The organism is Nonomuraea gerenzanensis, from assembly GCF_020215645.1.
Classification (GTDB): domain Bacteria; phylum Actinomycetota; class Actinomycetes; order Streptosporangiales; family Streptosporangiaceae; genus Nonomuraea; species Nonomuraea gerenzanensis.
On sequence record NZ_CP084058.1, the window covers coordinates 8,553,555 to 8,564,729 of the forward strand.

9 protein-coding genes and 1 pseudogene are annotated in these 11,175 nt (G+C 70.0%); 3 read left to right on the plus strand and 7 right to left on the minus strand.

Translation table 11 applies throughout. The features are described from left to right. Positions 1–30 precede the first annotated feature (30 nt). The 6 genes from frdD to ctaD are packed head-to-tail and all read right to left on the minus strand — an operon-like array spanning position 31 to position 5,251. The gene (gene frdD, locus LCN96_RS39810) at positions 31–372 is read right to left on the minus strand and encodes a fumarate reductase subunit FrdD (RefSeq protein WP_225267578.1); all 342 of its coding nucleotides are present in this window, start codon (positions 370–372) and stop codon (positions 31–33) included. Next, positions 369–764 carry a hypothetical protein gene (locus LCN96_RS39815; protein WP_225267579.1) on the minus strand — a complete coding sequence of 132 codons (396 nt, stop codon included), beginning with the start codon at positions 762–764 and terminating at the stop codon, positions 369–371. Before LCN96_RS39815 ends, frdD begins: the two co-directional genes overlap by 4 nt. Further along, entirely contained in the window at positions 761–1,522 is a 762-nt protein-coding gene (gene sdhB / locus LCN96_RS39820; protein WP_225267580.1) for a succinate dehydrogenase iron-sulfur subunit, read from the minus strand. The genes LCN96_RS39815 and sdhB overlap by 4 nt, the downstream gene beginning before the upstream one ends. Beyond that, positions 1,515–3,260: a fumarate reductase (quinol) flavoprotein subunit gene (gene frdA, locus LCN96_RS39825; protein ID WP_225267581.1), complete on the minus strand. Its 1,746-nt coding sequence runs from the start codon at positions 3,258–3,260 to the stop codon at positions 1,515–1,517. Before frdA ends, sdhB begins: the two co-directional genes overlap by 8 nt. A 5-nt stretch (positions 3,261–3,265) precedes the next feature. Next, a complete protein-coding gene (locus LCN96_RS39830; protein ID WP_225267582.1) occupies positions 3,266–3,499 on the minus strand; it encodes a hypothetical protein in 234 nt (77 codons plus the stop codon). 42 nt (positions 3,500–3,541) lie between these two features. Continuing rightward, on the minus strand, positions 3,542–5,251 hold the full coding sequence (ctaD, locus tag LCN96_RS39835) for an aa3-type cytochrome oxidase subunit I (protein WP_225267583.1): 1,710 nt from the start codon (positions 5,249–5,251) through the stop codon (positions 3,542–3,544). A gap of 189 nt (positions 5,252–5,440) precedes the next feature. Between ctaD and LCN96_RS39840 the strand changes: the two are divergent. Then, positions 5,441–6,655 (plus strand): annotated as a pseudogene (locus LCN96_RS39840) (aminotransferase class I/II-fold pyridoxal phosphate-dependent enzyme); the annotation flags it as partial. A gap of 30 nt (positions 6,656–6,685) precedes the next feature. Here LCN96_RS39840 and LCN96_RS39845 read toward each other — a convergent pair. Beyond that, positions 6,686–7,207 carry a hypothetical protein gene (locus tag LCN96_RS39845; protein ID WP_225267585.1) on the minus strand — a complete coding sequence of 174 codons (522 nt, stop codon included), beginning with the start codon at positions 7,205–7,207 and terminating at the stop codon, positions 6,686–6,688. Between the two features lie 112 nt (positions 7,208–7,319). Between LCN96_RS39845 and LCN96_RS39850 the strand changes: the two genes are divergently transcribed. After that, positions 7,320–8,681, plus strand: a complete 1,362-nt coding sequence (locus tag LCN96_RS39850) for an FAD-binding oxidoreductase (protein WP_225267586.1) — start codon at positions 7,320–7,322, stop codon at positions 8,679–8,681. Positions 8,682–8,852: 171 nt separating this feature from the next. After that, on the plus strand, positions 8,853–11,111 hold the full coding sequence (locus LCN96_RS39855) for a serine/threonine protein kinase (protein ID WP_225267587.1): 2,259 nt from the start codon (positions 8,853–8,855) through the stop codon (positions 11,109–11,111). The last annotated feature ends 64 nt before the right edge of the window (positions 11,112–11,175 follow it).

Genomic DNA, 11,175 nt, shown 5'->3' on the forward strand with positions numbered 1-11,175 from the left:
GTTGTTGAAACGTGATCAAACTACGACATTTCAGAACATCAACATCACTGCGAGCACCCCGCCCGTAATGGCCCCGCCGTAACACAGAAGTGCCACGACCAGGTCGAACCTGGCAATGCCGAGCAGCTCCTCACTCGTGTGGCGGATGCGGTGCGCGGCGTGGAAGAGGCAGAGCACCACCACCACGACCAGTGCCAGCCGGACCAGCACGTTGCCCAGCAGCCCGCCCAGGTGCCCGGCGGTGGGCCAGTCGAGGACCCCGAGCGGCATGAGCACCCCGAACAGCAGCACGAGCACCGGCAGCACGAGCGCCGCCACCACTCCCCCGCCGCTGAACAGCAGCCACAGGTACGGCTCCAGTGTGCGCCTCAATGGAACCCCCTCAGCACGAAGAACGCGATCACCGCGGAGACCGCCAGCCAGAGCGAGTGGTTGCCGCCCTGGATCATCCAGGCGGGCAGCCGGTAGCCGTCCAGGCGCACGACGGTGGCCTTGGGCGCGAGGTTCAGGAACGTGACCGCGTGGAAGCACGTCGCCGCCAGGGCCAGCACGTTGAGGGCGATCATCCAGGGCTGCGCGGCCAGCGCCGCGAAGCCGGCCAGCCGGCCGCCGAGCACCGCGTCGGCCAGCAGCAGCAGGAAGACGACCGACCAGGCCACGAAGACGCTGGTCAGCTCGCGCAGCACGAAGATCGTGTAGTTGCGGGTGCGGGCGAACCAGAGGTGGTCGCGCCGCGGCCGGTACGCCGCCGGCGGCGCCTTCACCGCCTGCTCCACGGCAGCACCGAGCGCAGGGCGGCGGTCAGCTTGTAGCGCTGGATCGCCTCGGCCGGGTCCACGTGCTTGGGGCAGACCTTCGTGCACTCGCCGACGAACGTGCACCCCCACACCGCGTCGTCCTGGTTGAGCACGTCGAACCGGTCGCCCATGTCCCGCGAGTCCAGGTTGTAGCGCTGGGCCAGCGCGATGGCGGCCGGGCCGAGGAAGTCGGGGTCGAGCACGTAGACCGGGCAGGCCGAGTAGCACAGCAGGCAGTTGATGCACATGCTGTACTGCTTGTACGCCTCCAGCTGCTCGGGCGTCTGGGCGTACTCGGCGGTCAGCGGCGGGTCCTCGCCCTCCCTGATCAGCCAGGGCCGCACGGACGTCAGCTTGGCCAGGAACTCCTCGATGTCCACCACCAGGTCCCTGATCACCGGGAACCCCTTCAGCGGCTCGATCCTGACCGGCCCCTCGCCGTACTCGGTGAGGAAGGTGCCGCAGGTCAGCCGGGCCTCGCCGTTGACCGTCATGCCGCACGAGCCGCACACGCCCATCCGGCACGACCACCGGTAGGACAGGCTGCCGTCGAGCTGGTCCTTGATGTAGTTGAGGCCGTCGAGCACGGCCCAGTCGCTCATCAGCGGCACGTCGTAGCCCTGGAAGACCGGCTCGGCGTCCTGGCCCGGCCGGTACCTGGCCACTTCCAGCCGGATCGTGCGCGTGCCCGCCGCCTGCCGTACCGCTTGCGTCGTGTCAGTCACGGCCATAGACCCTTTCTCCCGGAGGCCAGCGGGTGATCGTCACGGGCAGCAGGCCGACCGACGGCGTGCCGTCGGGCGCGCGGTGCACCAGCGAGTGCGCCAGGAAGGCCGCGTCGTCCCTGGCCGAGAAGTCGGTGCGCTGGTGCGCGCCGCGCGACTCCCGCCTGTTCAGCGCGCAGGCCACGATCGTCTGCGCGATCTCCAGCATGCAGTGCAGCTCCTGCAGGCTGATCAGCTCGGTGTTGAAGGCGGTGCTGCCGTCCTCGACGCACGCCTCCTTCGCCCGCTCGCGCAGGTCCGCGAGCGTGTCCACGGCCTTGGCCAGCTCGTCGCCGGTGCGGTAGATGCCGGCCGCGCCTTCGAGCGTGTGCTGCATCTGCTCGCGCAGGTCGGCGATCCGCTCGCCTCGTCCGTCGCCGTGCCTGCTGCCCTCGCGCACGCGCTCCAACCGCCGCCGCTCGTCGCCGCCCTGGCTGCGTACGGCGGGCGGCTCGGCGTCGCGGTGCTCCTTGGCGAACCCGGCCGCCGCCAGGCCCGCCCGGCGGCCGAAGACGAGGATCTCGGGCAGTGAGTTGGAGCCGAGCCGGTTGGCGCCGTTGATGCTCACGCAGGCCGTCTCCCCTGCCGCGTACAGGCCCGCGATCGGGGTGGCGCCGTCGAGGTCGGTGTGCACGCCGCCCATCATGTAGTGCACGACCGGGCGTACCGGGATGAGGTCGGTGGCCGGGTCCAGGTTCTGGTAGCTGCGGCACAGCTCGCGGACGAACGGGATGCGGGCGTCGATCTTGCCCTCGCCGAGGTGGCGCAGGTCCAGGTAGACGACGGGCCCGTACGGGGTGTCCACCGTGCGGCCCTTGTGCTGCTCGTGCACGAACGCCTGCGACAGCCGGTCGCGCGGCCCCAGCTCCATGCTGCGCAGCTTCGGGGTGGGGGTGGGCTTGCCCAGGTCGTAGTCCTGGAGGTAGCGGTAGCCGTCCTTGTTGATCAGCCAGCCGCCCTCCGCCCTGGCCGCCTCGGTGATGAGGATGCCGGTGAACGGCAGGCCGGTGGGGTGGTACTGGACGAACTCCATGTCCTTCAGCGGCGCGCCCTCGCGGTAGGCCAGGGCCATGCCGTCGCCGGTCTTGATGGCGGCGTTGGTGGTGAAGGGGAAGACCTTGCCGCAGCCGCCGGTGGCCAGGATGACGGTCCTGGCCGGGATGGTCTCGATGCGGCCGGTCCTGATCTCCACGGCCACGACGCCGTGGACGCGCCCGTCGTCCACGACGAGCTTGGTGACGAACCACTCGTCGTACCTGATGATGTCCTGATATTTCAGAGTGGTCTGGAAGAGCGTGTGCAGCAGGTGGAAGCCGGTCTTGTCGGCCGCGTACCAGGTGCGCATCTTCTTCATGCCGCCGAACGGCCGCACCGCCACCCGGCCGTCGCTCTCCCTGCTCCACGGGCAGCCCCAGTGTTCGAGCTGGATCAGCTCTCTGGGCGCCTCGGCCACGAACGCCTCCACGGCGTCCTGGTCGCAGAGCCAGTCGCCGCCGGAGATCGTGTCGTAGCAGTGCTCATCGAGCGTGTCGCCGATGCCGATCACCGCGGCGGCGCCGCCCTCGGCGGAGACGGTGTGGCTGCGCATCGGATAGACCTTCGACACGACCGCCACCTTCAGCGAAGGATCCGTCTCGGCGACCGCGACGGCCGCGCGCAGCCCGGCCCCGCCTCCCCCGACGATGAGCACATCGATCATTGACGTCACTTCCCGTGGTCTGGCTGTATCGGGTCCTTCACCCGCTTGCCGTCGTGGCGGATGGCCGACAGGTGGATGCTGCCGTCGTGGTACTCGTGCCGGATGCGGCGGCAGCCGCAGTCGAAGAGCTGGTCGCGGATGACCAGGCCGTAGCCGTCGTCGTCGACGAGGCGATCACCTCCGGACTTCTTCCCGCAGGGGGCCGTCTCGGGGTCGAAGGGAATCTTCGTGCCTGTCATCGCCGATCTCCCTAGATAGGCGAAACATCATGGGATGAGGGGTCAGCCGGGCGGGTCCTGGCGCGGCGGCACCTCGGGAGCGCCCTCCTGCTCCTGCTCCGGTTCCGGCTTCTCGCCGGGCTCCTCGTGCGGGTAGTGCAGGTCGAAGGCCGGCCGCTCGGAGCGGATGGGCGGCATGCGGGTGAAGTTGTGGCGCGGCGGCGGGCAGCTCGTCGCCCACTCCAGGGAGTTGCCGTAGCCCCACGGGTCGTCGAGCGTGACCTTGGGCGCGTACCTGGCGGTCTTCCAGACGTTGTAGAGGAACGGCAGCGTCGAGGCGCCCAGCAGGAACGCGCCGACGGAGGAGACCTGGTTGAGCGCGGTGAAGCCGTCGGCCACGCCGTAGTCGGCGTAGCGCCTGGGCATGCCGAGCTGCCCGAGCGCGTGCTGCACCCAGAAGGTGGCGTGGAAGCCGATGAACAACGTCCAGAAGTGCAGCTTGCCGAGGCGGTCGTCGAGCATGCGGCCCGTCATCTTCGGCCACCAGAAGTAGAAGCCGGAGAACATGGCGAACACGACGGTGCCGAAGACCACGTAGTGGAAGTGCGCGACGACGAAGTAGGTGTCGCTGATGTGGAAGTCGAGCGGCGGCGAGGCCAGGATGATCCCGGTCAGCCCGCCCAGCAGGAACGTGATGAGGAAGCCGACCGCGAACAGCATCGGCGTCTCCAAGCTCAGATGGCCCCGCCACATCGTGCCGATCCAGTTGAAGAACTTCACCCCGGTCGGCACCGCGATGAGGAACGTCATGAACGAGAAGAACGGCAGCAGCACCTGGCCGGTCGGGAACATGTGGTGCGCCCACACCGTCATCGACAGCCCGGCGATCGCGATCGTGGCCCCGACCAGGCTCATGTAGCCGAAGATCGGCTTGCGGCTGAAGACCGGGATGACCTCGGTGATGATCCCGAAGAAGGGCAGCGCGATGATGTACACCTCGGGATGGCCGAAGAACCAGAACAGGTGCTGCCAGAGCAGCGGCCCGCCGTTCTCGGCCACGAAGACCTGCGTGCCGAGCTTGCGGTCCGCCTCCAGCACCAGCAGCGCCGCGGCCAGCACGGGGAACGCCATCAGCACGAGCATGCTGGTCAGCAGCACGTTCCAGGTGAACAGCGGCAACCGGAACATGGTCATGCCCGGCGCCCGCATGCCGATGATCGTGGTGATGAAGTTGACCGCGCCGAGGATCGTCCCGAGCCCCGAGAGCGCGAGCCCCATGATCCACAGGTCGCCGCCGATCTGCGGCGAGTAGGTCGCCGACGACAGCGGCGTGTAGGCGAACCAGCCGAAGTCCGCGGCCCCGCCCGGCGTGAAGAACCCGGCGACCACCATCAGCCCGCCGAACAGGAACAGCCAGTACGCCACCGCGTTCAGCCGCGGGAAGGCCACGTCGGGCGCGCCGATCTGCAGCGGCATCACCACGTTCGCGAACCCGGCGAACAGCGGGGTGGCGAACATCAGCAGCATCAGCGTGCCGTGGATGGTGAAGAGCTGGTTGTACTGCTGCTGGCTGACGATCTGCATCCCGGGCGCGGCCAGCTCGGCCCGTATGAACATGGCCATGACGCCCGCGACGAGGAAGAACCCGAACGAGGTGATCAGGTAGAGGTACCCGATGACCTTGTGGTCGGTCGTCGACAACCAGGCGGCGATGACGGTCCCGGTACGACGGCGCCTGACCTGCTCGATCGAGCTCTCGCGGACGGTCGTCACGGCTGCTCCCTCCGACGCGGAGTTGTGCCTGCCCCGATCTACCCATTCCACGCCAACGATCGCCGCTCGGCTAGGCGTTCTTTGTGATTGGCCCCCGAAACCTTTGGCCGCGGCGGCGTCCATATTCCGGATACTTACCGGCCTACCTGGTGACATCTTCTATCCTTCGTAGGCCACACAGAATCGGAGGAGATGCTCGTGACCGCCCAGCGTGACTACGCCGACCTCGTTCAGCGAGGGCTCTCGCTCGACCTCACCCGGGGCAAGCCGTCGCCGCGCCAGCTCGACCTCTCCGACGATCTGCTGAAACTGCCCACGACGTACCGGGCGGCCGACGGCACCGACGGCCGCAACTACGGCAACCTCCAGGGCCTGGCCGAGCTGCGCGAGCTGTTCGCGCCGCTGGTGCAGGTGCCGGCCGAGCAGCTCGTCGTCGGGGGCAACTCCAGCCTGGCGATGATGCACGACACCGTGGTGCACGCGCTGCTCAGCCCCGTGCCGGGCGCCGCGCGCCGGTGGGTCGAGGAGCCGGAGATCACGTTCCTGTGCCCGGTGCCCGGCTACGACCGGCACTTCACCATCTGCGAGCGGTTCGGGATCAAGATGGTGCCCGTGCCGATGAACGCGCAGGGCCCCGACATGGACGTCGTCGAGCGCCTGGTCGCCGCGGACGCGAGCGTCAAGGGCATGTGGTGCGTGCCGAAGTACAGCAACCCGTCCGGCATCACCTACAGCGACGAGACCGTGCGCAGGCTGGCCGCCATGCCGACGGCCGCGCCCGACTTCCGGATCTTCTGGGACAACGCGTACGCGGTGCACCACCTCACCGACACCCCCGACGAGCTGGCCGACCTGCTCGCGCTGGCGGCCGAGGCCGGCAACGCCGACCGGGTGTTCGTCTACGCCTCGACCTCGAAGGTGACGCTGGCCGGCTCCGGCGTCTCGTTCTTCGGCGGCTCTCCGGCGAACGTGAAGTGGTTCCTGCACAACACCTCGAAGCAGTCCATCGGCCCCGACAAGATCAACCAGCTCCGTCACGTGGAGTTCCTGCGCGACGGCGCCGGCGTGGCCGCGCACATGCGGCGGCACGCCGAGCTGATCGGGCCCAAGTTCGAGCTGGTCGACAAGGTGCTGACCGAGCGGCTCGGCGACCTGGCCACCTGGACCAGCCCGAGGGGCGGCTACTTCATCAGCCTGGAGGTGCCGCACGCCGCCGAGGTGGTGGCCAAGGCCAAGGCCGCCGGCATCGCGCTGACGCCGGCCGGCGCCACGCACCCGTACGGCGAGGACCCCGACGACCGCACGATCAGGATCGCGCCCACCTACCCGGACCTGGAGGAGCTGGAGCAGGCCATCAACGGCCTGGCCGTCTGCGTCCGCCTGGTGGCGGAAGAGCACGCCTGACCCGGATCGGGCACGCGGCCTCCGCCCTGTTCAGGGGCGGGGGCCGCCGCCGTTCCTGAAGCCGAAGATGTACTCGCGCGTCTCGCTCGGGTGGAAGGAGACGTCCACGCCCGGCTCGAAGACGACGTTGTCGCGCGCGCAGTAGTACAGACCCTCCCACACCGCCAGGGCCTTCTCCCTGGCGGGGGCCTCCAGCGCGTCGCGCTTGCGGGCGCCGTGCGCGCCGAGCACGTTCAGCAGGCCGAACCCCCAGAACAGGCCCGTCAGGCAGAACGGCGCCAGCAGCACCTCACCCCAGTTCGGGTCCTGCCCCATCGCGATCACCAGCGACACGACGAGATGCACCAGGGCCGCGACCAGCAGCAGCACGTACCCCTGGTTCCTGGCCCACGGGGTGTAGTGGCGGCTGGGGAAGGACAGCCAGACCGCGAGCTGCGTGCGGCTCATGACGTGCTTGGAGGCGCCCAGCGCCGCCTGCGTGGGCAGGTCCGCGACCTCGCGCGTGCCCGGTAACCTGACCCGCCCGATCTTGTACGTGGTGCCGGCGGCCACCGCTCCCGGAACCGCGACAACCTGGTCAGCCTCCGTACACACCGGGCACCCGACTTTCACCCGGGCAGTCTGGCCTTAAGGAACGCACTGCGCAAACCATAGGGTGCATAGTGTGAGACCGATTGATGCCCTGGTGGACTCTCTGTCCGAAGCCCGCGTCCTGACCGACCCCGATGTGATCGACTCCTACGCCCGCGACCGCACGTTCCTGGAGCCCGGCAAGCCGCTCGGCGTCGTGCTCGCCACCTCCCGCGACGACGTGGTGACCACCATGAAGTGGGCCACCGAGCACCGGGTGCCGGTGGTGCCCCGCGGCGGCGGCACCGGCCTGGCCGGCGCGTCGGTGGCCGGCGACGGCTCGCTCATCCTGTCGCTGGCCCGGATGACCGCGATCAGGGAGCTCTCCCCCGCCGACGAGATCGCCGTCGTCGAGCCCGGCGTCATCACCGCCGACCTGGACAAGGCCGCCAGGCGGCACGGGCTGATGTACGCGCCGGACCCGTCCTCGTACGAGATCTCCACCATCGGCGGGAACCTGGCCACCAACGCCGGCGGGCTGCGCTGTGTGAAGTACGGCGTGACCAGGGACTCGGCGCTCGGCCTCGAGGTCGTGCTGGCCGACGGCCGGGTGCTGAACACCGGGCGGCGCACGATGAAGGGCGTCACCGGCTACGACCTGACCGGGCTGTTCGTCGGCTCGGAAGGCACGCTGGGCGTCATCACCGCCGCCACCGTCCGGCTGCGGCGCGCGCCGGCGGCGCCGCCCGCGACGTTCGCGGCCGACTTCTCCTCGCTTCGGGACGCGGGCGCGGCCGTGTCGGCGATCATGGCGGCCGGCTGCCAGCCGTCGCTGATGGAGCTGCTCGACCGGGCCACGCTGGCGGCCATCGACGAGTGGCGCAACATCGGTCTCGAACCCACCACGCAGGCCATGCTCATCGGCCAGTCCGACGCCCCCGACAGCCAGGCGGCGGTGGAGCGCATGGAGCGCATCTGCACGGAGAACGGCGCCTCCTTCGTCGCCGTCTCGTCGAGCCCGCAGGAGGCCGACGAGCTGATCGGGCTGCGCCGGCTGGCGTACGGGGCCAAGGAGCGGCAGGGCGCCTGCCTGGTCGAGGACGTGTGCGTGCCGCGCTCGGCGCTGGCCGAGATGATCGGCCGGATCGAGGCGGTGGCGGCCAGGCACGACGTGCGGATCGCCACCGTCGCGCACGCGGGCGACGGCAACCTGCACCCGGTCTTCATCTTCGAGCACGGCACCGTGGAGCCGCCGCCCGAGGTGTGGGCCGCGGCGGACGAGGTGTTCAAGCACGCACTGGACCTCGGCGGCACGCTGACCGGGGAGCACGGCGTGGGGCTGCTGAAGCGGCGCTGGCTGGAGCTGGAGTCCGGGCCGGTGGCGGGTGAGCTGCAGCGCGGGATCAAGGCCGTGTTCGACCCCCTCAACCTGCTCAACCCGGGCAAGGCGATCTGATCACCCCGCCTTCACCAAGCCGTGACCTTGGGCGTCGAGGCGTACACGACCTGCGACGGGAGCCTGACTTTCTTCGTCAAAAGGTGAAACTTCTGACAGGTCCGGCAGACGTCCCAAGGGTCACGCTGGTAGCGTTTTGCCTCATCTATTGGGTTGTGATGGGGGTCCGACGTGAATCAGTTCCAGCCGTTGGCGGCGGACGATCCGCGGCGGCTGGGGGCGTATGACATCGTCGCCCGGCTCGGCGAGGGCGGCCAGGGCATCGTTTATCTCGGCAAGAGCGACTCGGGGGAACAAGTCGCGGTCAAGCTGCTGCACCAGGCCCTGGTGGCGGACGCCGACGCCAGGACGCGCTTCCTGCGCGAGGTCGCGGTCGCCCAGCGCGTCGCCCGGTTCTGCACCGCTCCGGTGCTCCACGCGGACCTCGACGGGAGCAAGCCGTACATCGTCAGCGAGTACGTGCCCGGGCCCTCCCTGCGCGAGCTGGTCATCAACGAGGGCCCCCGGCGGGGCGCGGCCCTGGAGCGGCTGGCCATCAGCACGGCCACCGCCCTCGCGGCCATCCACCGGGCCGGGATCCTGCACCGCGACTTCAAACCCGCCAACGTGCTGATGGGCCCCGAAGGCCCCGTCGTGATCGACTTCGGCATCGCCAGGGCACTGGACTCGCCCGGCGCGACGGCCACCGGCATGGCCATGGGCACGCCGTCGTACCTGGCGCCGGAGCAGCTCAGCGGGGCGCAGGTGTCGGAGGCGGCCGACGTGTTCGCCTGGGGCGTCACGATGGTGTTCGCCGCGACAGGGAAGCCCGCCTTCGGGTCCGACTCGATTCCCGTGGTGATGAACCGGATCCTGAACGAGGAGCCGGAGCTGGGGAAGATGGAGGGGCTGCTGGGCGATCTGGTGGCCGCCTGCCTGTCCAAGGATCCGGCGCAGCGGCCCAGTGCGGATGAGCTGATCGTGCACCTCACGGGGCAGCCCGCACCCAAGGCGGCCATCGAGCCGGTGACGGGCGGCCAGCGCACCACTTCCGGTGCTGCTGCTTCGGCCGGGGCTGCGGCCGGTCCTGACCATTACCCGGGCCCCTGGCATCAGCCGACCGGGCCTCAGCAGCTTCCCGTGCCACAGACGGGCGACTACGGGCAGGCGGCGGCAGCGGCGGCCCAGAGCGGTCCCGCAGGCAGCGCCCCTCACGCTGGTCCGGGCCAGGGCGGGTCGTCGGGTTCCGCTCAGGCCGGCGCTCCGGGTAACGGGCCTCAGGTCGGCACGCCGCAGGGCGGCCCCGCAGGCAACGGTCCTCAGGCAGGCAGGCCCCAGGGCGGCCCCATGGGCAACGCCCCTCATGGCCCTGGCCAAGGCGGGGCACCGCAGGGCGGCCCTCAGCCCGGGATGCCCGGCATGCACGGCGGGCAGCAGGCCGCTGCGTCCGGCATGCTGCCCCACGGCCCCGGCCAGCCCTTCCAGGCGGGCGCCCACAGCGGCCCCGCAGGTCCGGGCGGACCCGGAAGGCCGAACAGCCCGGCAGGTCGCGGTGGGGCCAACGGCCCGGCCGGGGCAGCCGGGACGCGGCCCGGCAACGGCGCTCCGGCCAAGCAGCGCCGCACCCTCACCCTCGCCCTGTCAGGCGCCGCAGCAGCAGCCCTGCTGGTGGTGATCGGCGCCGTGGTCGTCCAGGCCAACAGCAAGGAGACCCCGGTCGTCGCCGTGGGCAACTCCTCCAACGAGACCGACGGCGGCTCGGGCGCCGGTCAGCCCGGTGAAGGCCCGACCGAGCAGATCCAGACCGAGCAGCCCCCGCCCGTGACAGTCCCCACGGACAGCGCGGCACCGGTGCCCACGCTGGACATCGAGCCGGAAGAGACCAAGAAGACCAAGAAGCCGACCAAGGAGCCCATCGCCCAGGTGCCCAACCCGGTCACCGAGGCTCCCCGGCCCCAGACGACCACGACCACGAAGCGCCCCGAGCCCACGCCCACCCCGACCAAAACGAAGAAGACCACGCTGATCGAGCCGGAGGTGGAGCCGACTGAGCAGCCGACCTCGGGCCCCACGACCACCGTGCGGGCGAAGGGTGAGGCGGACAAGCCGGCCACGTCGCTGAAGCCGAACACGTACAAGCCGACGGCGGTGTGCGGCGCCGGCTACAAGATCATCAACTCGCGCGCGCTGGGCAGCAACGCCACCGTCTATCTGCTGTACAACAGCAGCGCGGGCAAGAACTGCGTGGTCACCATGTCCAAACTGATCCACCCGGGCAAGATGAGGATGAGTGCGACTCTCCAGGTCAAGGGCGGTTCCACCGGCAACAACTCGGGTGCGTTCACCGCGTACGCCGGCCCGGTCCGCCTGCCCGCCGCCAAGAAGTGCGTGATCTGGGGCGGCTCGTGGAGCTCTTACAGCTGGAAGTCCGGCTGGAGCCACTGCACCTGATCCACAACACCCACAGAGCCGCCACCCCCCACAGGGTGGCGGCTCGTTCCATGCCTGAGCTAGC

Excerpts from the sequence above, each read along its gene's own strand:
- frdA (WP_225267581.1), bottom strand. The coding sequence starts at position 3,260 with ATGATCGATGTGCTCATCGTCGGGGGAGGCGGGGCCGGGCTGCGCGCG.
- LCN96_RS39830 (WP_225267582.1), bottom strand. The coding sequence starts at position 3,499 with ATGACAGGCACGAAGATTCCCTTCGACCCCGAGACGGCCCCCTGCGGG.